This window comes from Rhizobium sp. 862_C5_N1_2 (genome assembly GCF_051811205.1).
In the GTDB taxonomy this organism is placed as follows: Bacteria; Pseudomonadota; Alphaproteobacteria; order Rhizobiales; family Rhizobiaceae; genus Rhizobium; species Rhizobium leguminosarum.
Window position 1 is genome coordinate 1,661,985 of record NZ_JBPWPT010000001.1, and the last position, 22,132, is coordinate 1,684,116.

The 22,132-nt window shown below is 61.0% G+C and carries 21 protein-coding genes and 1 tRNA gene; 13 read left to right on the top strand and 9 right to left on the bottom strand.

Going from position 1 to position 22,132, the window contains the following annotated elements:
• Window positions 1-90 precede the first annotated feature (90 nt).
• Window positions 91-1,695 carry a peptidoglycan DD-metalloendopeptidase family protein gene (locus ACD590_RS08420; protein ID WP_247266168.1) on the top strand — a complete coding sequence of 535 codons (1,605 nt, stop codon included), beginning with the start codon at window positions 91-93 and terminating at the stop codon, window positions 1,693-1,695.
• A 148-nt stretch (window positions 1,696-1,843) separates the two neighbouring features.
• Here ACD590_RS08420 and ACD590_RS08425 read toward each other — a convergent pair whose 3' ends face one another.
• The gene (locus tag ACD590_RS08425; RefSeq protein WP_247266169.1) at window positions 1,844-2,716 is read right to left on the bottom strand and encodes an ATP-binding protein; all 873 of its coding nucleotides are present in this window, start codon (window positions 2,714-2,716) and stop codon (window positions 1,844-1,846) included.
• Between the two features lie 206 nt (window positions 2,717-2,922).
• On the opposite strand from ACD590_RS08425, the gene yajC reads away from it, so the two are divergent.
• The 5 genes from yajC (at window position 2,923) to ACD590_RS08450 (ending at window position 7,645) form a co-directional block, all read left to right on the top strand.
• A complete protein-coding gene (gene yajC, locus ACD590_RS08430; RefSeq protein WP_003558894.1) occupies window positions 2,923-3,270 on the top strand; it encodes a preprotein translocase subunit YajC in 348 nt (115 codons plus the stop codon).
• Window positions 3,271-3,315: 45 nt separating this feature from the next.
• Complete coding sequence (gene secDF, locus ACD590_RS08435; RefSeq protein ID WP_439002423.1) at window positions 3,316-5,856, top strand: protein translocase subunit SecDF; 2,541 nt, start codon at window positions 3,316-3,318, stop codon at window positions 5,854-5,856.
• 3 nt (window positions 5,857-5,859) lie between these two features.
• Window positions 5,860-6,246 carry an Mth938-like domain-containing protein gene (locus ACD590_RS08440; RefSeq protein ID WP_439002424.1) on the top strand — a complete coding sequence of 129 codons (387 nt, stop codon included), beginning with the start codon at window positions 5,860-5,862 and terminating at the stop codon, window positions 6,244-6,246.
• Window positions 6,247-6,248: 2 nt separating this feature from the next.
• Window positions 6,249-7,106 carry a phytoene/squalene synthase family protein gene (locus ACD590_RS08445; RefSeq protein WP_439002425.1) on the top strand — a complete coding sequence of 286 codons (858 nt, stop codon included), beginning with the start codon at window positions 6,249-6,251 and terminating at the stop codon, window positions 7,104-7,106.
• 71 nt (window positions 7,107-7,177) lie between these two features.
• Complete coding sequence (locus ACD590_RS08450; protein WP_439002426.1) at window positions 7,178-7,645, top strand: hypothetical protein; 468 nt, start codon at window positions 7,178-7,180, stop codon at window positions 7,643-7,645.
• Between the two features lie 103 nt (window positions 7,646-7,748).
• On the opposite strand, the gene trmFO is transcribed toward ACD590_RS08450, so the two are convergent.
• The 3 genes from trmFO to ACD590_RS08465 all read right to left on the bottom strand — a co-directional run bounded on the left by trmFO (window position 7,749) and on the right by ACD590_RS08465 (window position 9,897).
• Window positions 7,749-9,182 (bottom strand): methylenetetrahydrofolate--tRNA-(uracil(54)-C(5))-methyltransferase (FADH(2)-oxidizing) TrmFO, encoded by a 1,434-nt coding sequence (gene trmFO / locus ACD590_RS08455; protein WP_439002427.1) that lies wholly within the window; start codon window positions 9,180-9,182, stop codon window positions 7,749-7,751.
• Window positions 9,183-9,312: 130 nt separating this feature from the next.
• On the bottom strand, window positions 9,313-9,456 hold the full coding sequence (locus ACD590_RS08460) for a DUF1127 domain-containing protein (RefSeq protein ID WP_003573524.1): 144 nt from the start codon (window positions 9,454-9,456) through the stop codon (window positions 9,313-9,315).
• Between the two features lie 294 nt (window positions 9,457-9,750).
• Entirely contained in the window at window positions 9,751-9,897 is a 147-nt protein-coding gene (locus ACD590_RS08465) for a DUF1127 domain-containing protein (RefSeq protein WP_010067591.1), read from the bottom strand.
• 229 nt (window positions 9,898-10,126) lie between these two features.
• Between ACD590_RS08465 and ACD590_RS08470 the strand changes: the two genes are divergently transcribed.
• From ACD590_RS08470 to ACD590_RS08495, 6 genes are all read left to right on the top strand, one after another.
• Window positions 10,127-10,378 carry a hypothetical protein gene (locus ACD590_RS08470; RefSeq protein ID WP_439020965.1) on the top strand — a complete coding sequence of 84 codons (252 nt, stop codon included), beginning with the start codon at window positions 10,127-10,129 and terminating at the stop codon, window positions 10,376-10,378.
• Window positions 10,379-10,773: 395 nt separating this feature from the next.
• Entirely contained in the window at window positions 10,774-11,877 is a 1,104-nt protein-coding gene (locus ACD590_RS08475; RefSeq protein WP_112902772.1) for a DUF2157 domain-containing protein, read from the top strand.
• Complete coding sequence (locus tag ACD590_RS08480) at window positions 11,874-12,464, top strand: GDYXXLXY domain-containing protein (RefSeq protein ID WP_439002428.1); 591 nt, start codon at window positions 11,874-11,876, stop codon at window positions 12,462-12,464. Before ACD590_RS08475 ends, ACD590_RS08480 begins: the two co-directional genes overlap by 4 nt.
• A 153-nt stretch (window positions 12,465-12,617) precedes the next feature.
• A tRNA-Leu gene (locus ACD590_RS08485) sits at window positions 12,618-12,702 on the top strand.
• A 200-nt stretch (window positions 12,703-12,902) separates the two neighbouring features.
• Complete coding sequence (gene tig, locus ACD590_RS08490) at window positions 12,903-14,387, top strand: trigger factor (protein WP_018241811.1); 1,485 nt, start codon at window positions 12,903-12,905, stop codon at window positions 14,385-14,387.
• 271 nt (window positions 14,388-14,658) lie between these two features.
• The gene (locus tag ACD590_RS08495; protein WP_168299246.1) at window positions 14,659-15,081 is read left to right on the top strand and encodes a nuclear transport factor 2 family protein; all 423 of its coding nucleotides are present in this window, start codon (window positions 14,659-14,661) and stop codon (window positions 15,079-15,081) included.
• 135 nt (window positions 15,082-15,216) lie between these two features.
• Here ACD590_RS08495 and ACD590_RS08500 read toward each other — a convergent pair whose 3' ends face one another.
• The 5 genes from ACD590_RS08500 to map all read right to left on the bottom strand — a co-directional run bounded on the left by ACD590_RS08500 (window position 15,217) and on the right by map (window position 21,180).
• On the bottom strand, window positions 15,217-16,986 hold the full coding sequence (locus ACD590_RS08500) for a B12-binding domain-containing radical SAM protein (RefSeq protein ID WP_439002429.1): 1,770 nt from the start codon (window positions 16,984-16,986) through the stop codon (window positions 15,217-15,219).
• A 159-nt stretch (window positions 16,987-17,145) separates the two neighbouring features.
• The gene (locus ACD590_RS08505; RefSeq protein ID WP_439002430.1) at window positions 17,146-17,949 is read right to left on the bottom strand and encodes an endonuclease/exonuclease/phosphatase family protein; all 804 of its coding nucleotides are present in this window, start codon (window positions 17,947-17,949) and stop codon (window positions 17,146-17,148) included.
• Window positions 17,950-17,983: 34 nt separating this feature from the next.
• Window positions 17,984-19,390, bottom strand: coding sequence for a Si-specific NAD(P)(+) transhydrogenase (gene sthA, locus ACD590_RS08510; RefSeq protein WP_439002431.1), 1,407 nt, complete (start codon window positions 19,388-19,390; stop codon window positions 17,984-17,986).
• Between the two features lie 118 nt (window positions 19,391-19,508).
• Complete coding sequence (gene radC / locus ACD590_RS08515) at window positions 19,509-20,336, bottom strand: RadC family protein (RefSeq protein WP_026230553.1); 828 nt, start codon at window positions 20,334-20,336, stop codon at window positions 19,509-19,511.
• 7 nt (window positions 20,337-20,343) lie between these two features.
• Entirely contained in the window at window positions 20,344-21,180 is an 837-nt protein-coding gene (gene map / locus ACD590_RS08520; protein ID WP_018241817.1) for a type I methionyl aminopeptidase, read from the bottom strand.
• 248 nt (window positions 21,181-21,428) lie between these two features.
• On the opposite strand from map, the gene ACD590_RS08525 reads away from it, so the two are divergent.
• Window positions 21,429-22,088: a TetR/AcrR family transcriptional regulator gene (locus tag ACD590_RS08525; RefSeq protein ID WP_018445608.1), complete on the top strand. Its 660-nt coding sequence runs from the start codon at window positions 21,429-21,431 to the stop codon at window positions 22,086-22,088.
• Window positions 22,089-22,132: the final 44 nt, after the last annotated feature.

The window sequence follows — 22,132 nt, forward strand, 5'->3', positions numbered from 1 at the left end:
TATCGCACTGATTCCAGCATCTTAACCGCGTGGTAATACTAACGCGTTTTAATAGACTCACAAATGGTTGCGTTCTCAGTGGGTCGAGTCATGCGTTTCAGTCTTTCGCCAAAGTTCGGGAAGTCGGCCGGTAATCTTCTGGTTGTTGGCCTGCTGGCAAGTGCCGCAACGGGCTGCAGTTCCGATGTGACACGGTTTGGCGGCTTGTTTTCCTCCTCCGGGCAGGACCAGATCACCACAAGTTCCATTCCGCGCAGGAATATGAACGGTTCTCAGGGTGATCCGGTGCCGCGCGCCGATCTCGGCGGTTCGGCCGTTGCCAGCCAGTCGGGCTATGGCGGCGGCAATGGCGCGCTGAACCAGCCTTATCCCGCACGCCAGGGTTACGATCCGACCCGCACGTCGAGCTCAAGCGCACGTCTCGCTTCCGCGCCGGTCTCGGTGCAGCGTTCAGATCTGGCCGCGCCGACGGCCGTTGCTCCGTCCCGGCAGCGGGAAAAGGAAGTTGCGCTCGCCCAGCCTTTCCCAGCTGCGCCGCAGGCCGAAAAGCCCCGATTGGTCGCGCCGGCGGCACCCAAGGTGACGCCTGATACGCTGACGACCGGCACGACGCCGAAGGTTTCCGGCTGGTCCGCGACCAACGCTCCTTCGGTGACGCTGCGACCGGGTGAAAGCATCGCTACGCTCTCCAGGCGTTTCGGCGTTCCGGAAAAGGAAATCCTGCGCGTCAATGATCTGAAGACGGCATCTGCCGCCCAGCCGGGCCAGGCGATCCTCATCCCGACATTCAACGGCGGCAATGCCGCCAAGGCGGCATCGCAGGCGGCTGACCTTTCCAAGCCCGGCAAGATGCCAGAGGCGCCGAAGGCGCCTGAGCAGAACGTTGCCGTCATTCCGGGCGCCAATTCCGCCCGCGACAAGACGCTGGCGAGTGCCGATGCCACCGGCAAGCTTCCCGTCGGCGCCGGCAAGGATCCGAAGGCACCTGCCGGCACCTATGTCGTCAAGCAGGGCGATTCCCTGGCAAAGATCGCCAAGGCGACCGGCAGCAGTGTCGACGATCTCAAGGCCGCCAACAATCTTTCGGCCAACTCGCTCCGCATCGGTCAGGCCCTGAAGATCCCGAACGGCACCGCCGACAATATCAAGACCGCCTCGATCCCGGCCGAGAAGGTCGATCCGAAGCCGACCCAGCCGGCAGCTGCCCTGCAGACGGCTTCCGTGCAGCCTGCGCCCTATAAGGCACCGGCCGCCACCCAGACCGTCGACGATGCCGAGAAGAAGTCGGACGTCAGCTCTGCCGCGCCGGAATCGACCGGCATCGGCAAATACCGCTGGCCGGTGCGCGGCCAGGTCATTGCTTCATACGGCGCCAACGTCAACGGCAACCGCAATGACGGCATCGACATCTCGGTACCGCAGGGCACACCTATTAAGGCCGCTGAAAACGGCGTCGTCATTTATGCCGGCAACGGCCTGAAGGAACTCGGCAACACGGTTCTCGTCCGTCACGACGACGGCACCGTCACCGTCTACGGCAACGCCGACACGCTGAGCGTCACCCGCGGCCAGAAGATCCAGCGCGGCCAGACGGTTGCCGTCTCCGGCATGAGCGGCGACGTCAAGCAGCCGCAGGTCCATTTCGAGGTGCGCAAGGACGCGTCCCCGGTCAACCCGATGACTTTCCTGGAATAGGTACTGCGTACCAGGAAACGCAAAAGCCCGGCCACCAGCCGGGCTTTTGTCATTTAATGCATGTCGCGCAAAAGTGCGCAGCGGTTTTGGGATAAACGACAAAGACCCAAAACGCGTCGCGTGAATTCGGATTGACGCGCGACGCGCTCTAGCCCCGATCGATGTGAACGCGCATGCGCCCGGCCAGGTCCTGGATATACTGCCAGGCGACGCGGCCGGAGCGTGCGCCGCGCGTCGTTGCCCATTCCAGCGCCTCGGCATGCATCTTGTCGCGTTCGAGCTCGAGCTTGAAGTGATCGGCATAGCCGTCGATCATGCCGAGATAATCCTCCTGGCTGCATTTGTGGAAGCCGAGCCAGAGGCCGAAGCGGTCGGAAAGCGAAACCTTTTCCTCGACCGCCTCCGACGGATTGATCGCCGTCGACTGCTCGTTTTCCATCATGTGGCGCGGCAGGAGATGACGCCGGTTGGAGGTGGCGTAAAAGAGCACATTGTCCGGCCGCCCTTCGACGCCGCCGTCGAGTGCTGCCTTCAGCGATTTGTAGGCGGTGTCATCGTGATCGAAGGAGAGATCGTCGCAAAAGACGATCACACGGTACGGCGTGTCCTTCAGGAGATCGAGCAGATGGGGGAGGGTGGCGATATCCTCGCGATGGACTTCGACCAGCTTCAGCAAGGCACTGCTTTCGCGCCTGACATCCTCGTGCACGGCCTTGACCAGCGAGGATTTGCCCATGCCGCGCGCCCCCCAGAGCAGCACATTGTTGGCGGCATAACCCTCGGCGAAACGCACAGTATTCTCATGCAGGATGTCGCGCACATGATCGACGCCGCGGATGAGCGTCAACGCCACCCGGTTCGGTCTCTTGACCGGCTGCAGATGCTGGCGCAAAGGCGCCCAGACGAAACAGTCGGCAGCATCCCAATCGTTGAGGGCGGGTGCCGGTCCGGCAAGACGCTCGACGGCGTCTGCGAGCCGTCTCAGTTCGGCGAGCAGGGCTGTGTTGATTTCCTCGGTCATCGGTGGCCTCCTGATTTCTCACTGCGGCAATCCGCTTTAATCTTTCGATGCCGGGTAGCATGGCGTTTTGACGGCGGAAAGGTTATGAGGCAGCGGAATCGGTACTGTTTCCGGCTGTTTCTGTTGCATTCATCGAAGCGGTAACTATAGTCCGGCAACCTGAAAAGAGAGGCGGAGTTCCGCCGCCCAAGCCTGAGGAGTTTAGCATGTTCATCACCCCGGCATTCGCCCAGAGCGCGACCGATACCGCAACGGGATTCGGCGGTTCCGGTTTCGAAATGATCATCCTGTTCGTGCCGCTGATGGTCGTCTGGTACTTCCTGCTGATCCGTCCGCAGCGCGCACAGGCAAAAAAGCGTGAGGAGACCCTGAAGGCAATTCGTCGCGGCGACCAGGTCGTCACCGGCGGCGGTCTTGTCGGCAAGGTCACCAAGGTCGTCGACGAGAAGGAAGTCGAAGTCGAGATCGCTGATGGCGTGCGCGTGCGCATCGTCCGCAGCGGCATCTCCGAAATTCGCGTCAAGGGTGAACCGGTCAAGGCCGACGCGGCGTAACAAGCGATAACGGCAGGACCGCCGGATCGGAAGATCGTCGAGAGAATGTTGCATTTTTCCCGCTGGAAAACACTTCTGATTTGGCTGGTCGCGTTTGCGGCCATCGCCATCGCTGCGCCCAATCTGCTGACTGAGGCGCAGCGATCCTCCCTGCCGGATTGGTTGCGGCACGACCGCGTAGTGCTTGGTCTCGACCTGCAGGGCGGCTCGCATATCGTTCTGAAGGTCGAGCGTTCCGATATCGTCAAGGACCGCCTGGAAGAGGCGGTCGCCAATGTGCGCAACGCGCTGCGCGGCGCTGGCATCCGCTATACCGGGCTGACCGGCAATGACCAGACCGTCACCGTCCGCATCACCGATCCGGCGCAGACACAGGCGGCGGTCGATCTCCTGAAGCCTTTGACGACGGTTGGCGGACATTCGGGACCTGGGGTCGCGCTGCAGCAGGGCGCGGAGGGGCAGCTCTCGCTGCAGATTTCCGACGCCGGCATTACCGCTGACGTTGCTTCCGCGCGGACCCGGTCGCTCGATATCGTTGGCCGCCGTATCGCCGGATTCGGCTATGATAATTTCCTTGTTCGCCCGGATGGCGCCGACCGGATCGTCGTGCAGGTGCTGGGATCGGTCGATGCTGAGCGGCTGAAGAACATCCTGAACCAGCCGGCCAAACTTTCCTTTCATCTGATCGACGAAAGCATGTCGGGGCAGGAGGCGCTGAACGGCCGTTGGCCGGCGACATCGCAGGTGCTCTATTCGCTTGACGATCCGCCGGTACCTTATCTGGTCGACCGCGCGGCTTTCGCCACTGGCAGCAACATGGTCGATATCGAGCCTGTCGTTGATCAGCAGACGCAGGATACCGCGATTGCCTACCGTCTCGATGCGGAAGGTACGCAGCGGCTGGCGCAGGCGACGGGGCAGAATATCGGCAAGCACCTTGCCATCGTCTTCGACGACCAGGTGATGTCGTCACCGGTTATCGATGCGGCAATCACCGGCGGTGAGGGCCGGATTTCGGCGAACTTCTCGGAAGATGGCGTCCGCGACCTTGCGATCATGCTGCGCGCCGGCGCCTTGCCGGCGACGCTGACCAGCGTTGAGGAACGCAGCGTCAGCCCGAGATTCGGCGCCGATTCCATCTTCAGCGGCCTCGTTGCCGGTCTCGTCGCCGTCGTGCTGGTCGCGGCACTGATGATCGCGCTCTATCGCATCCTCGGCGTCATCGCCGTCGTCTCGCTCTTCTTCAACCTGATGCTCATCGTCGCGGTGCTGAGCCTTGCCGGCGCGACGCTCACCTTGCCCGGGATTGCCGGCATCGTGCTGATTGTCGGCATGGCGGTCGACTCGAACGTTCTGATCTACGAGCGTATCCGCGAAGAGGAGAAGACCACCCATTCCTTTGCGGAGGCCGTCGGCCGCGGTTTCTCACGCGCATTTGCAACGATCATCGATGCGAATGTGACGATCTTCATCGCCGCCATCATCCTCTTTTTCCTCGGCAGCGAATCCATCCGCGGCTTCGCGGTGACGCTGGCGGTCGGCATCCTGACGACTGTTTTCACGGCTTTCACCCTGACGCGCTCGATCGTTGCCGTCTGGCTGAGAGCGCGCCGTCCTCGACATCTGCCGAAGAGCGTTCTGGCGCATCTTTTTGAACACGCCAATATCCGCTTCATGGGAATCCGCCGTTATGTCTTTACGGCGTCGGCGGTCATTTCGCTGATTGCCATGGCCGCCTTTGCCACCGTCGGCCTGCATCTCGGCATCGATTTCACTGGCGGCTCGCTCATCGAGGTGACGGCGAAGCAGGGCAATGCCGACATCGCCGATCTCCACTCGCGCCTCAATGATCTCAATCTGGGCGACGTGCGCGTCGAGCGCACGGGCGGACCGTCGAACGCGCGGATCCGCATCGCTTCCCAGGGCGGCGGCGAAAATGCCGAGCAGTCGGCGGCGACGCTGGTGCGCGGCGAGCTCCAGGAGGACTATGATTTTCGCCGCGTTGACGTCGTCGGACCCGCGATCTCGGGCGAATTGACGATGATGGCGACGCTCGGCGTGCTTGCAGCACTAGCCGCGATCCTGATCTACATCTGGATCCGCTTCGAATGGCAGTTCGCGGTCGGCGCCATCGTCGCAACGCTGCACGACGTCATCATCATGCTTGGTCTCTTCGTCCTCACCGGTATCGAGTTCAACCTGACGAGCATCGCCGCCGTGCTCACCGTCGTCGGTTATTCCCTGAACGACACGGTCGTGGTCTATGACCGAATGCGCGAAAATCTCAAGCGATACAAGAAGATGCCGCTGCCGATCCTGATCGATGCCTCGATCAACCAGACGCTGTCGCGCACCGTTCTGACCGCGGCGACGACGCTGACCGCCTTGCTGGCGCTCTTTCTCTTTGGGGGCGAAGTCATCCGCTCCTTCACCTTTGCGATGCTCTTTGGCGTCGCTCTCGGCACCTTCTCTTCGATCTATATCGCCGCTCCTGTCTTGATCGTCTTCCGGCTGCGGCCGGAGGCTCCCGACGGGGAAGAGAGCAACAAGACGGATGCCGGTGTAAAATCCGGCACGGTGGTTTGAAACATGGCAAAAGGCATAGAAATCCGCGCTGCGCATTTCCCCGGGCGCGCTCCGATCGATGCTTACGGCAATGGCGGCTTTCGCTTTGCCGACATGTCGCATCGTGGCTCGATCCTTTGCCTGCCCTCCGGCATTCATGGCTGGGACATGGATATGTCGAAAGCGCTGTCGCCTGAAAATTTCCGCCGCGTGCTTGATGAGGCTAGTGATATCGAGGTTCTGCTCGTCGGTACTGGAACCGAGCTTCGCCGCCTGCCCGAGGAATTGAAGCTGGCGCTGAAATCGCGCGGCATCTCCTCCGATCCGATGAGCACCGGGGCCGCAGTGCGCACCTTCAATATCATGCTCGCCGAGCAACGTGCCGTCGCCGCGGCGTTGATTGCGGTCTGACGATGACCGAAGCGCATATTGCGACGAACCAGGAGATCTGCCTGGCGATGCTGCGTGAGAGCGATCGCGACCGCTACCTCGCCTGTCTGCTGTCGCCAGAGGAAAAGCGCGGCGCGCTTGCGGCTCTCTATGCCTTCAATGCCGAGCTTGCCCGCATCCGCGATCTCGTGCACGAGCCGTTGCCCGGGGAGGTGCGGCTACAATATTGGCACGATCTTCTGGAGGGCAGCGCACACGGCTCGACGGCGGCTAATCCCGTCGCCGCGGCGCTTCTGATGGCGATTGAAACGCACCGCCTGCCGCGCAAGACGCTGATCGACATGATCGGGGCCCGCACCTTCGATCTCTATGACGATCCGATGGAGACACGTCTTTCGCTTGAAGGCTATGCCGGCGAAACGGCATCCGCGCTGATCCAGCTCGCAAGCCTGGTGCTTTCGCCGGAGGAGGCCGCACGCTCGGCCGACGCCGCCGGCCATGCCGGCGTCGCCCAAGCGGTCGCCGGGCTGTTGCTGCTGATGCCGCTGCATCGCCGCCGTGGCCAGATCTATATTCCGCTGCAGATCCTGTCCGCCACCGGTCTCGACCGCGATGCCTTCCTCGCCGGCGAAGACCGGCCGCGCATCTCTGCCGCCATCGAGGCCTTCGCCGGCCTCGGTCGCGAACATCTGGCAAAGGCGAGGGCGGCGGGACCGATTGCGCTAGCTGTCTTTCCGGCCTTCCTGCCGGCGACGATTGCCGAACCGGTGCTCATCAGGGCGCAGAAACGAGGCGCCTTGCTGTTTGACCGGCCGCTGCAGCCGCCGCAGTGGCGCCGCCAGCTGCGGATGGGGCTGGCTGCCGCACTCCGAAAAATCTGATATCGGTCAAATTCGCGCAAGTCTCGCGCGCTACAAGGCTTCCACCGCTACCCTTTGAACGGAGACTCGGCGTGGGCATTATCGTCTGGTGCGTCCTTTTCGCCATCGTCATTTTCATTGCTTTCGTGGCAACGCGCATGGCCGCGCAGAACAAGGAAGACGGCCTGCATGACACGGGCCTCGCCATCATCGAGTTCGGCCGCGCCTTTCCGAACGAGGCGATCCGTCAGCTGCAGGCGACGGAAAACGGCCAGGCCGTCTTCGTGCGCCTGCACGACGACAAGGCGGGCTTCATGCGCAACATGTCGCGCCATTTCGCCTGCCATCTGATCGAGCCGGGTCGGGTGCGCGTCGTGGGCTCGGAAACGGGCCGGGGACTGGTGATCGACTTCCTCGATGCACCCTATCACAACGGCGATTTCGAATTCGCTTCCGCCAAGGAAGCCTCGGAGGTTTCGCTCTGGCTGCTCGGCAATTATATCGCCGAGCCGGATAAGGACCTGCCGCCCGGCAATATTTCGGCCGCGACCAAGCAGTAATGCAGGTCGCCCAAAAGTGTGCAGCGCTTTTGGGCGACATGCATAAAAGCAAAGACTTCACGCGGGTCGCACGAGCCGGGTCCGATGCACTTGAAAACGCCGGTCAGGCGCTTTCGGCAAGCGTCGATTCTTGACCGAGCCAGGTCGCGCAGTCGGCAAGAGCACGCCGCGCGATCAACTGCCGCTTCATGATCGTCTTGTCTTTGCCGCGGAAGCGCTTGACGCCTTCAGGTTTGACGATCGAGCCCGGCTGGAGCTCAGGAAACAGCCCGAAATTGATGTTCATCGGCTGGAACGATCGTTTGCCCGGCTCCTCGTCGGAGACGATGTGCCCACCGGTGATGTGGCCGAGCAGCGCGCCGAGCGCCGTCGTCGCCGGCGGTAGCGAGATCGCCTCGCCCTTGCGTTCGGCGGCGGCGAAACGCCCGGCCATCAGCCCGACGCTGGCGCTTTCCACATAACCCTCACAGCCGGTGATCTGGCCGGCAAAACGCAGGCCGGGCCGCGATTTTAGCGTCAGTGACCGGTCGAGCAGGGTTGGGGAGTTGATATAGGTATTGCGGTGCAGGCCGCCGAGACGGGCAAATTCCGCATTTTCCAGACCCGGGATCATCCGGAAAATGTCCGCCTGCGCGCCATATTTCAGCTTCGTCTGGAAGCCGACCATGTTGTAGAGCGTGCCGAGTGCATTGTCCTGCCGCAGCTGCACGACGGCATAGGCCTTGACTGTCGGGTTATGCGCGTTCGTCAGCCCCATTGGCTTCATCGGTCCGTGGCGCAGTGTCTCGCGGCCGCGTTCAGCCATCACCTCGATCGGCAGGCAGCCGTCGAAATAAGGCGTGCCCTCCCATTCCTTGAAACCGACCGTGTCGCCTGATATCAGCGCGTCGACGAAGGCATTGTACTGCGCCTCGTCCATCGGGCAGTTGATATAATCCTTGCCGGTGCCGCCAGGCCCGACCTTGTCGTAGCGCGACTGATACCAGCAGATATCCATGTCGATGCTCTCGCGGTAGACGATCGGCGCGATGGCGTCGAAGAAGGCGAGCGAATCCTCGCCGGTTTCTGCCTGGATGGCGCTCGCGAGCGACGGCGCCGTCAGCGGTCCGGTGGCAACGATGGCAAGATCCCAGTCACTGGGCGGCAGGCCGGTGATCTCTTCACGCACGACGGTGATGAGCGGGTGGTCATGGACCGCCTTGGTCACCGCCTCGGAGAAGCCGTCACGATCGACGGCGAGCGCACCGCCGGCCGGTACCTGGCACCGATCGGCGGCGGCCATAATCAGCGAGCCCGCCATGCGCATCTCTGCATGGATGACGCCAACGGCATTGCTGGTCGCATCGTCGGAACGGAAGGAATTGGAACAGACAAGTTCGGCCAGGCCGTCGGTCTTATGCGCATCCGTGCCGCGCACCCCGCGCATTTCATGCAGGATGACCGGAACGCCGGAACTGGCGATCTGCCAGGCGGCTTCCGAACCGGCAAGCCCGCCGCCGACGACGTGGATGGGGGAATAGGAGGAGATCGTGTTCATCCTGGGCTGATATCATGTCGGCAGGAGCGATCCAACACCCGGGAATCAAAAACGGCGCCTTCGTGGCCCAGTACCCCGGAATCAAAAACGGCGCCTTCGTGGCGCCGTCTTGGAAGCATCGTACTCGCTATTAGCGGAACGAGCGGGATGCAATATTGCGGATGTCGTAGCGGCTGACGCCGATATCGGACAGGGTCTGGTTGGAAAGGCCGCCGAGTTCGTTGAGCGTACGACGGTAGCTGAGCCAGCTTTTTGCAATGCGGATCGGGTTCATTGTCTTCTTCCTATGTCCGCGGGGCGGCGGGATCGCCTGTCTCTCTGCGGTTGATGTCTATATAGGCGAGAACCGTCCGATTGTGCAGTGCAAATAAAAGGCGTCTGCCATGCAATTGTGCAATGTGATGCTCGACAATTAGGCGGTGAATATTTTTTGAGCGGGCTAATCAAGCGGAAAAACATGCAACCGCCGCGGCCACCACGTGCAGACAAAAGAAAACGCCCGCTGTGGGTACAGCGGGCGTTTCGATCGAGAGCAATCGTGCTTGGGAGGAGCGGCGATCGCCTTGAATTAGCGGGAAGAAGCCTCACGGGCAACGCGATGGATGTCCGAACGGTCGATGCCGAGATCGTGCAATTCGCGGTTGGTCATGCGGCCGAGTTCCGTGACGGTCTGACGATACTTGCGCCAGTTATTGAAAGAGCGAGAGAAGTTCATGTTAAGCCCCTTTCCGAGGGTTTCATCTGCCAGCAGCCACCGATCGGCGCTGACCTCTATTTGATGACCGGAATATATGTTGCGGCGCGAAAGACTAAAACAGCCAAGTTTTCAGATCACCCATGCAAATGATGCAATGCTCAAAGGGTATTTGACGCAGACTTACCGTTTTTTGGTCAACGAATAGGCAGAATGACTTTTAGGAGAGCAGGTCGATTTGGAGGGGCGAATGGGGTGCCGCATCGGAAAACGCCGCTCCCTCCGCCAGTTCCGCCCGTCCTTCTGCAACAAAAAAGAGGCGTTCCGCTTCGGATCGGAAGTCGCGCATCTGTTCACGGGGTTGGTGGGGCGGTGTGACGACAATGTGGCATTGACGGCGTCACACGACGAAAATCCTTCAACCATCAATGCTTTAATAAAGCTTTGGCTCAACAAAAACGCCCGCCGGGGGAGGATCCGGCGGGCGTGTGATGGTGACTGACAACTGGGAGGAGGAGTGTTGCCAGTCTATCGCAACGCGCTGGGAGGAGGAGTGCGCAGCTGCGAATCTCGTCACGGACAAAGCATCCGCGGGCATCCGGCTGGAGCCGGGCCGGGGCGCCATCCCCGCGCTTCGATGTTCTGATCTATAGTATGACTAATGAGTATTGTGCAGTGCAATAAATTCATGGGGGATATGCAAGGATCGCATGCCTCTCCGGCCATAAGCTTATATTAGCGCTTCTGCCGTTAGCGGCCGGTTAACACTCGATACTATTTAGACCAATGAGGAACTTGTATGTTTGTCGCAACAGCGTTTGCGAACGCCCGTGCTGCGTCTATAACGGCGTGAGCCGCAGCGCCGCAGTCGACGTTCCGGAAATCAGGGGGTTGAGCATGTATCGCGGCAGATTGGAGCGGGATCTCTCGCTCTGGGTGGGCAAGGGCCTGCTCGGGCAGGAAACGGCAGGTGCGCTTCTCGCCGAATATGACAGCCGCCCTGCAAGCTTCAGCCTCGGCAGGGTGCTGATGGCGCTGGCGGCGGTGCTGCTTGCCGCTGCCATCCTGTTGGTCGTCGCCTCCAACTGGGAAGCTATCCCGCGCCTTGTCCGCGTCGGCGGCATCCTTGCCCTGATCTGGTTGGTGCATATCGCCGCTGCCCGGATGCTTGCCCGCGGAGCGACAGCGGCCGCAGGTGGCTTGCTGGTCATCGGCGCGATGAGTTTCGGCGGCGCCATCTCGCTGGTCGGGCAAATGTATCACCTCTCCGGCGACGAGCAGACGGTGATGTATCTCTGGTTCGCGATCGCGACGATCTCGGCGATCCTGTTCCGTTCGGGTGCCGTGGCAGTCGTCGCGGGCTTCCTCTCCTGGGCGTCCTTCGCCGTCTATCTTGAGAACAACGACACACATTGGATAGGCTTCGACCCCTGGGTGGCGCCTCTCATGGCGGTGATCGTCATCGGGCTGGTGCGGTATACCGGCGCCGAGCGGGCTCGCCATCTGGCCTATCTGCTGCTGATCGGCTGGCTCGCCTGGCTCTATACTCTTTATGAGGAGATCGCCGTGGCGCTAGCCTTCGCGATCGGCGGAATGGCGGCCTTTGTCCTGACGGCGGTGCCGCTCCCGCGTATCGCCTCCTTGATCAGGAGCGCCGGTGCGGCTCCGGCCTTCTACAGCTTCCTTGTCGCTGTAATCGGCTTCCTGCTGCTGCATATCGAGATCGAGGATGGCTGGCGGCTGGTGGTGCTAGGAGTGGCGACGCTTGCCGCTTCCGTGCTGGCGATCGCCCTGCACGGCAGGGATAACGGCGCGGTGCGATATCTCGCCTATGCGACCTTTGCCGCCGAGATGCTTTATCTCGCCTCCGTCACCGTCGGCTCCATCCTCGGCACGTCGAGCCTCTTCCTTTTCTCCGGTCTCGTGGTCGCGCTGGTCGCCTGGATGGTCATCCGTCTCGAACGGCGTTTTTCGGCGAATGCCCAGGGGGAGCGCGCATGAGCTCGTTCATGGCAAAGCTGCAATCCGGCAAGGGCTATCTGCTTTCGGCCATCATCGTCGCCGGTCTGCAGACCCTTATCCTCGGCACGATCATCCAGAGCCGGGCGTCGATCCTCAGCAACGGCGCCGAGGTGCTGTTGAAGACGGCGCCCGTCGATCCGCGCGATTTCTTGCGCGGCGATTATGTCGTCTTGAACTACGACATTTCCTCAGTGCCGGTTCACACGGTTTCCGGCGGGATTCCGGCCGAGGTTGGCGAACGGGTGTTATGGGTTCGGTTGAAGAGGCAGGAGGACGGTTTCTGGACCGTCACCGAATCGTCCTTCCACGAGCTGCCTCCGCAGCCGGAGACGGTGATCCTGCGCAGCCTGCCGTTTTATGGTGGCGGACTTGCCGCCGGCGACAATATGCGTGTCGAATACGGCATCGAGCGCTACTACGTTCCTGAAGGCAAGGGCAAGCCGATCGAGGAGGCCCGCAACGACGGCAATGTCGCAATATCGGTGCGTGTCTCGGCTGATGGAAGCGCGCAAATCCGCAGCCTTCTCGTTGACGGCAAGGCGGTTTACGACGAGCCGCTTTACTGATCCGACGACGCTTCGGAGGAGGGCGGCTGCAGGGCCGCAGGTCCCCTGTCATTTGCCGTTCATTTTTCCTTTGCCTCGACCAAATCGGGTGATATAGAGACGCCGCGCTCCGGAAGGCCTCATGCGCAGGCATAGGCATGCGGTTTTGTGAACGCGGGTATGGTGAAATTGGTAGACACGCCAGATTTAGGTTCTGGTGCCGCAAGGCGTGGGAGTTCAAGTCTCTCTACCCGCACCAAGCTGTTTGCAGGCGGGAGACTGAAATCGGTTGGCTTAGGGCAGCCGAGAGTTGTCCCGAACACCCCGCGAGTGCCGTTCCCCTTTGGGCGGAATGATACAGGAATTGGGAAAAGCCACGCGCGGCAGGATCGCCGGCGTCGTGCTCATCGAAACGAACGGCGTCTGGGCACGGCCGCCACGAAATGAAGGTAGGAAGACATGCAGGTTATCGAAACGCTCGCTGAAGGGCTGAAGCGCGAAATCAAGGTCGTTATCCCGGCCAAGGACATGCAAGACAAGATGAATGAGCGTCTTGCCGATGTGAAGGACAAGGTACGCATCAACGGCTTCCGTCCGGGCAAGGTACCCGCTGCTCACCTGAAGAAGGTCTACGGCAAGTCGATCATGGCCGACCTCGTCAACGAGATCGTCCGCGAGCAGCCGGCCGCGATCCTGTCCAGCCGCGGTGAGAAGTCGGCCACGCAGCCGGAAATCGCCATGACGGAAGACAAGGACGAAGCCGACAAGATCCTCGCTGCCGAGCAGGATTTCGAATTCACGCTCTCCTATGAAGTTCTGCCGCCGATCGAACTGAAGTCGGTCAAGGGCATCAAGGTCACGCGCGAAGTCATCGACATCTCGGACGACGAAGTCAACGAGCAGGTCCTGAAGGTCGCCGAAAGCGCCCGCGCCTACGAGACCAAGACCGGCAAGGCCGCGAACGGCGACCGCATCACCATGGATTATGTCGGCAAGGTCGACGGCGAAGCCTTCGAAGGCGGCACCGACCAGGGCGCCGAACTGGTGCTCGGCTCCGGCCGCTTCATTCCGGGCTTCGAAGACCAGCTCGTCGGCGTCAAGGCCGGCGTTGAGAAGACCATCACCGTGACCTTCCCGGCCGACTACCCGGCCAAAAACCTCGCCGGCAAGGAAGCGACCTTCGACGTGTCAGTCAAGGAAGTCGCAGCACCTGCCGATGTCGAGATCAACGACGAACTCGCCTCCAAGCTCGGCATCGAATCCGCCGATCGCCTGAAGGAAATCGTCCGTGGCCAGATCGAATCGCAGTACGGCTCGCTGACCCGCCAGAAGCTGAAGCGCCAGATCCTCGACCAGCTCGACGAGATGTACAAGTTCGAGACCCCGAACTCGCTCGTCGACGCCGAATATAACGGCATCTGGAGCCAGGTGAACAACGACCTCGCCCAGTCCGGCAAGACCTTCGAGGACGAAGACACGACTGAGGAGAAGGCTCGCGAGGAATACAAGACGCTCGCCGAGCGCCGCGTTCGCCTCGGCCTCGTTCTCTCCGAAATCGGCGAAAAGGCCGGCGTCGAGGTCAGCGAAGACGAGATGCAGCGCGCCATTTACGATCAGCTGCGCCAGTATCCGGGCCAGGAAAAGCAGATCCTCGAATTCTTCCGCAGCCAGCCGGGTGCCGCCGCTTCGATCCGCGCACCGATCTTCGAAGAGAAGGTCATCGATCACCTGCTGACCGAAATCGACGTCACCGACAAGAAGGTGACGAAGGAAGAGCTGCTCGCCGAGGAAGAAGGCGAGGCGAAGGCCGAGACCAAGAAGGCCGCGCCGAAGAAGAAGGCTGCCGCCAAGGCAGAAGCAGCTGACGCCGGTGAAGGCGAAGAAGCAGCACCGAAGAAGAAGGCTGCTCCGAAGAAGAAGGCGGCTGACGAAAGCGCCGAATAATCGCTTTTCAGTCCTACAGCGCCGCGCGTCTTTTTAGACGCGCTAAGGACGCTGTAACACTTTGAATTGCTGCATCCTGAAATCGGATTCCGATTTAAGGAATCATGCAGTAAAGTTTGGAAGGCCTCGCCATCGTGCGGGGCCTTTTTCTATTATCCAGGCAGTTTCATTCGCGCCGCCTACTCCATTGTGTTTATTCATCCGAAACAACAAAGAGTTGCGTTAAAGTATAATTAGATGCAGATTTCGCTGATGGTGGAGGGACCGGAAAATGACTGCAAAGCATGACATGAAGAAGCTCGTGGAAGAAATCTATGCTGTGCGTGACCGCGGCGATGTCGAAGCTACGCTGGCGCTGATCGGCGAGGGTTGCACCTTTCGCATGGTCGGCAATACACGGCTGGCGCCTTTTTCGACTGAATCAAGCGGGCATGCTTTTCGCCAGGCGATAACCCAGCTTATCACAGTGTGGGATCTATCGAATATCAGGACAGCCGGCATCTATGTGGACGAAGATGAGCATATGGTCTTTGCCCACCGCGAAGGCGAGGTCAGGCACATCCCATCGGGCGTGAGCTTCCATACGGAATTCGTCGACAAGATCCATTTCCGAGATGGGAAACCCGTCAAGATCGTCGAATTCGTCGACACGCTGCAAGTGGCCGAGACGACCCAGATGATCCAAGTCGCTTAAACGGCCACTAAATTCGGAGCCTTCAAAGCGCGTTGTCAAACTTGATTCAAGCGACGCGCTTTATCGACATGCATTGGCTTAGAGTTTGATGCCGCCCATGTTTTTGGGCGTCATCCGGCGTTCAAGAATTACCGCTCAATGCGCTGTCAGTTGCGCGACTTTCCTGACATGGCTGACGGCTGCGGCGCCGCCGGCGGTCTGTGTGAAGAGGTGGAGCGTTTCTTCTTCGTCGTCGGCGACCGGCGTCAGGGCCTGATCCATATAGGTCTTCGACTTCGCATCCCTTGAAATCAGGAATGCCGAAATCGTCAAGCCAATGATCGTGCCGGCGAGCGAAGCATGTTTTCTGAAGGTTTCCCAGGCAAAACGCGGCCAGAAGACCAGCGGATTCTCACGCGGCAGGTCCGGGCGCCGCTCCGACGGGGTCTTCAGGCGCAGCAGGCCGCTTTGCAGCGGATGCACGTTTTCTAGCGGCACGGTGGTCGCGAAGGAGACGAGAACCTTGACGAGCCTTGCCAGCGGTACCCCCGTCGCCACGGCACGGCGCAGCAGCGTCTTCATATGATCAGGCGAATAATAGAGCGACCAGGCCTCGTGGTAGATGTTTTCCCATTCCTGCTTGCTCATTTTGGGATGCGCGGTGCAGACGTGCTCGACATCATAGATATTGAGATCGGCATCCATCTCGATGCCCTTCTTCCACAGGACCTGATGGTCCTCGGAACCGGGCAGCGGCGTCAGGATGAAGAATTCGATGACGTCGAGCGGCAGCTCTTCCTGGATGATCGTGATGTCGCGGCGGATCGATTCCGGCGTATCGGCCGGGAAGCCCAAGATATAACCGGCAAGCGTCATGATGCCCTGTGCCTTCCAGGCGAGCAGCATCTTGCGGTATTCAGTGATCTTGTTCTGGTTCTTCTTGGCGGCGGTCAGATTGTCCGGATTGACGTTTTCGAGGCCGATGAAGACGCGGGTGACACCGGCGCGTCTGGATTTCTCGATGAAGTTAGGGATCTTGTGGCAGAGCGTGTCGACCTGGATCATCAGGCCGAGCGGAATGCCGTCCCGCTCCTTGAGCTCGATCAGCCGGTCGAAGATCGCTTCCCAATCCTTGTTACGGGCGAAATTGTCGTCGGTGATGAAGAATTTGTGGATGCCCTGCGCCCAGTTCATCCGCACCAGTTTCTCGACGTCGTCGGCCGAACGGAAGCGTGACTTGCGTCCCTGCACATTGATGATGGTGCAGAACGAGCACTGATAGGGACAGCCACGCCCGGCATCGAAGCTGGTGCTGAGCCCGAGCGTGCGCTGGATATTGTCCTTCGGCAGGAAGGGAACCGGCGTGCCGCCGATGCCCGGAAGGTCGTTCATGAAATTGTAGAGCGGCTTCAGTTCGCCGGCGGCGGCGTCGCGCAGCACCATGTCGAGCCGGCCCTCGGCCTCGCCGGCAAACATCGAGATGCCCATGTCGCGGCAGGCGTCGAGCCCGACCGCCTTGCCATCCAGCATCGACAGGCAGCCGGAAACATGAAAGCCGCCGATCGAAACCGGCAGGCCGGCATCTCGGAACGGACGGGCGATATCGAGGGCGCGCGGATACTGGTTGGTCTGGACGCCGACGAGTGCGATCATGCCGAAATTGTCGTGGCGCTTGAACTGCGCCAGCAGTCCGGCGACATCGATCCGGGTGTTGGTTTCGTCGATCACGGTGATGTCGATCGCCGTATCGTCGCCGAGCACCTTGCGCTCGGCACATTCGGCGGCGATGCCGTAAAGAGCCGCAAGCGAATTGGAGGGGATCATCGCCCGCCACCAGCGGATTACGTAGCCATCATCGTCATAATGCGACGGCTTGATCAGGATCAGCTGAAAACGTCGGCGCGCAGCTTCTAAGACATGGGACAAGAGTATCTATCTTTCTTTAGAAGCTTTTGCCCGAAGGCAAAATGGCGTTGAAGGCATATAGCAGGCACGACACATCAATGCGATTTAGGAGGTCAAACTAAGGCGTAAAAAACGGCACGGCGCGCAAACGCTCCGCGAAGTGTATCATTCCTCAATATACTACCCGATATCGAGCAGCAATGCGCGATGGTCGGAGACTTCGGGTGCCACGACCACTTCGAATTTGGCAACCTTCACCTCCGGTGTCACCAGCATGTAGTCGGCAAAGCGGCCCTGCTTCAGATAGTAGGAGGTTCGCGTGTCTACAAGGCCGTATCCGGTGACGAGATCGGAAAGCCCGAGTCTGGCAAGAATCGTAAAGGTCGAGCTGTCGGGCAGCACGTTGAAATCGCCGCAGACGACGAGCCTTTCGTCGCCGGGCCAGACGCGCTCGATGAGCCTGATCAGCGCTACGGCCTGCTCGTCGCGCGCTGCGGTATCGCCCTTGCCTGCGGGATCGCGCAGGCCATGCATGTGGGCGATAGTTATGGTTGAAGCATGCTCATGGCTGAAGAGGCGGATGCAATGGGCGTTTCGGGGCCGCGGATGTTCGCCCCAGCCATCAGCGGAAAAACGGCCATGCACGAAGTCCAGCCCCTGGGCGATGACGGAGTGGGTTTTGCGCACGAAGGTCGCCAGCCCGAATTCGGCGACAATGACGGTATCGCCATCGAAAAGCTCGCCTTTCGAGGTCGGGCAGAAGAAGCCGTCGTGGCCGGGCAGGGCGGCGCTGATCTCGGTAAAGAGATTGAAGCGCTGCGGCAACTCGACATCGCCGTCCCGATAGACCGACCAGCCGCAGCCCGTACCCGGCGCCCGCAGCACCTCCTGCAGGCACAGCACATCCGGATCGGCCTCGGTGACGTAGGTAATCAGGGCGTCATGCAGCCTGCCGCCCCATGCGTTCAGCGAAATGATGCGCAATGTCGTTCCCGGATTTGCTGTCTACGCGACGGACTTAGAGTTCCGACTTGATGTCGCCCATCCGGTTCCAGGCATCGAGCCCGGCGATCTTGTAGGCTTCGGCGAGCGTCGGGTAGTTGAAGGTGTTTTCGACGAAATATTCGACGGTCCCTTTGAGATTGAGCACCGCCTGGCCGATATGCACCAGCTCGGTGGCGCCTTCGCCGACGATATGCACGCCGAGCAGGCGGCGCGTCTTCAGCGAGAAGATCAGCTTCAAAAGCCCGGTGTCGAGGCCCATGATATGACCGCGTGACGTCTCGCGGAAGCGGGCGATGCCGCATTCATAGGGAATGCCGCGCTCCTTCATCTCTTCTTCGGTCAGGCCGCAGGTCGAAATCTCCGGCACGGCATAGATGCCGTAGGGGAAATATTTCGGCGGTTCCTTGGCGACCGCGCCGATCGCGACGCGGGCGGCGATGCGGCCCTGTTCCATCGAGGTCGAGGCAAGGCTCGGAAAGCCGACGACGTCGCCGGCGGCGTAGACGTTGGCAACCGATGTCTGGAAGGTTTCCGGATTGACCTTGAGACGGCCGCGGCTGTCGGCTTCGAGGCCGATGGCCTGAAGGTTCAGCGCATCGGTCGCCCCCATGCGGCCGGCGGCGAAAAGCACCATGTCGGTCGTCAGGCGCCGGCCGCTGTCGAGCGTCAGCTCGACCTTGCCATTCTCAAGCGTCTCCACCTTGTCGACCTTCTGGCCGAGCAGCAGCTTCATGTTGCGGTCGCGCAGCTGGTAGGTAAAATCCTCGATGATTTCCTTGTCGATGAAGTCGAGCATTGTCGCCTTCGGGTCGATCACGGTGACAGCCGTGTCGAGCGCGCTGAAGATCGTCGCATATTCGATGCCGATGACGCCGGCGCCGATGACAACCATCGATCGCGGCAGGTCCTGGATGTCGAGCAGTTCGTCGCTGTCAAGCACGGTCTTGCCGTCGAAGGGTATGTAATCGGGGCGGAAAGGCTTTGTGCCGACGGCAAGCAGCACGCTGGCGCCGGTGACCTGCGTGGTCTCACCGTCATCCTTGATCACCTGCAGCGTCGACGCATCGATGAAGCTCGCCTTGCCGCGAATATGCTGCACGCGGTTGCGGGCGAACTGGTGTTCAAGCACCTCGACCTCGTGGTTGAGCGTAATCAGCAGGCGGCGGCGCAGGTCATCTGCACTGATCTCTTCCTTGACGCGGTAAGACCGGCCGTAGAAGCCGCGTTCGCGCCAGCCGGAAAGATTAAGTGCGGTCTCGCGCAGCGTCTTCGAGGGGATGGTGCCGGTGTGCACGGACACGCCGCCGACGCGCTTGCCCTGCTCGATGACAAGCACTTTCTTGCCGAGTTTTGCCGCTTGGATCGCGCCGCGGCGCCCTGCGGGACCGCTGCCCACCACAACGAGATCGTACTGAAGCATCATCAAGCCCCGGATTGGAAAGGAATCATTTTGCGACGCAAAATGTCGCCCGTCCATCGTTAGCCGGTCAATGTTACAGATTGTTTTACAGCCGCCGATTCCGCCGGACCTGTGCCTTTCAGATCAGCTTCAGCCCCTTCAGGCTGACATGGCCATCCCTGCCGATGATGACGTGGTCGTGGACGGTGATATCGAGAGCCTTGGCCGCATCGATGATCACCTTCGTCATGTCGATGTCGGCGCGCGACGGTGTCGGGTCGCCGGACGGATGGTTGTGCACCAGGATCATCGCCGTTGCCGAAAGCTCGAGCGCGCGTTTCACCACCTCGCGCGGATAGACCGGCGTGTGGTCGACCGTGCCGCGACCTTGCACCTCATCGGCGATCAGCACATTGCGCTTGTCGAGGAAGAGGATGCGGAACTGTTCGCGTGTCTCGTGCGCCATGGCGGCATGGCAATATTGGATGACCGAAGACCACGAAGACAGGACCTGCTTGCTCCTGAGCTCGCTCTTCAAGGTCCGGTGGGCGACAGTCGAGATCAGCTTCAGGTCGAGCGCTACGGCCTCGCCGACGCCCTTTACCTCGGTCAGCAGCGCCGCAGGCGCACCGAAGACGCCGGAGAGCGAGCCGAACCGCTCGATCAGCGCCTTGGCGATCGGCTTGGTGTCGCGCCGCGGGATCAGGCGAAAAAGCAGCAGCTCGAGGATTTCGTAGTCGGCAAGCGCGGTGTCGCCCAGCTCACGGAAGCGGTCACGCAACCGCTCGCGATGGCCATGATAATGTTCATGGCCGGCAAGCGAAGCGGGCAGGGCGGTCCTGGCATTTGGTGCGGACGGTTTCTGCGGTCGTCCGCCAAAGAATGAGCGTTCGTCGGCGGCAATGGGCTCTTGCGTCTCGAAAGGCAGCTCGTCGTCGGAAGATGTCGAAACGGGGCCTTTCGCCATCGAATCGTCACCCGTTGTGCGATGGCAGACCGGGGCGGTCGAGCCCACCCGGCGACAGCGTGAAGATCTCGCAGCCATCGGAGGTGACACCGACGGTATGTTCGTACTGGGCCGACAGCGAGCGGTCGCGGGTGACCGCCGTCCAGCCGTCGGCGAGCACCTTCACATGCGGCCGACCGAGGTTGATCATCGGCTCGATGGTGAAGATCATGCCTTCGCGCAGCTCCGGCCCCTCGTTGGCGCGGCCGTAGTGCAGGATATTCGGCGAATCGTGGAACAGCCGGCCAACGCCATGGCCGCAGAAATCGCGCACCACCGAACAGCGTTCGGCTTCCGCATAGGTCTGGATCGCCTCGCCGATCGCTCCGGTGCGGGCGCCGGGCCTGACGGCGCCAATGCCGCGCATCAGTGATTCATAGGTGACCTCGAGCAGCCGCTCGGCAGCACGCTTGACGACGCCGACGGGATACATCCGACTGGAATCCCCATGCCAGCCGTCGAGCACGAAGGTGACGTCGATATTGACGATATCGCCGTCACGCAGCGGTTTGTCGTTCGGAATACCGTGGCAGACGACGTGATTGATCGAAGTGCAGGTCGATTTTGTGTAACCGCGATAATTCAGCGTCGCCGGATAGGCGCCATGATCCATGCCGAAATCGAAGACGAACCGGTCGATTTCATCAGTCAGCAGGCCGGGCTTGACGATGTCGGCAAGCGCATCGAGGCAGCGCGCGGTCAGCTGGCATGCCCTGCGCATACCCTCGAATGCTTCAGCGTCATAAAGCCGGATGGCGCCCGTATTCTTCGGGGGCGCGGTAGAGGCTTCGATATAGTTCACCATTGCAGGGCCTTAGCGGAGATTGTTAGATTTGTTCATAATGCAGCTATGCCGGGTTCGTCCATCACGATCAACCGCCAGGACGAGATTTCTAGACAGATCCGATCAGTCCAGCGTGCAGCTTTCCACATCCGTTCGACGGACAATCAACGGTCCGGCTGGAATATCCACAATCTTCCCAAAGGGATAGGATTGATTGCATGAAGCCTCCCCGCTACTCACCGATTGGTGACAGCGGGGAAGGGTCGGTCATGCTGAATGAAGCGGTAAATCTTGAAAATTCACCCGGGGTCGACGGAGAGCCGGAACGGCGCGTGCGTGATCGCGGCGCCACCGAGCGCGCAATCCTTGCCGCAGCCAAGGGCCTGCTGGCCGAGGAAGGCTTCCAGAATTTCGGCATCAATGCGGTTGCCCGCCGCGCTGGTTGCGACAAGCAGCTGATCTATCGCTACTATGGCGGCCTCGACGGCTTGGTCGAGGCGATCGGCGCCGATCTCGGCACATGGGTGAAGGATCGAATCCCGGAAGACGCCGGCGGCATGTTCCTGCTCACCTATGGCGACCTGATGGAGCGGCTGTCGCTTCTCCTCCTCGACGCCTTGAGAAACGATCCGCTGATGCGCCGCATCCTCGCCTGGGAGATTTCTGAAAACACCGAACAGGTGAGGCGGCTGTCGGAAGCGCGTTCGAAGGCGCTCGCCCTCTGGCTCGAGCGCATGCGCGGCTCGCTGGCGCCGCCGAAGGGCGTGGATGCAGCAGCGGTCAACGCCGTCATCATCGCTGCGATCCAGCACCTCGTGCTGGCCGCCGCAGCCGGCGGGCAGTGCGCCGGCCTGTCGCTGAAGACATCAAAGGACTGGGAGAAGGCGGCGACGGCGCTGAAGCGCATCGTGCGCGGCGTCTACGGCTGAGATCTACTCATCCACAGGGGGGCGGGCCTGCGTTAACCCTAACA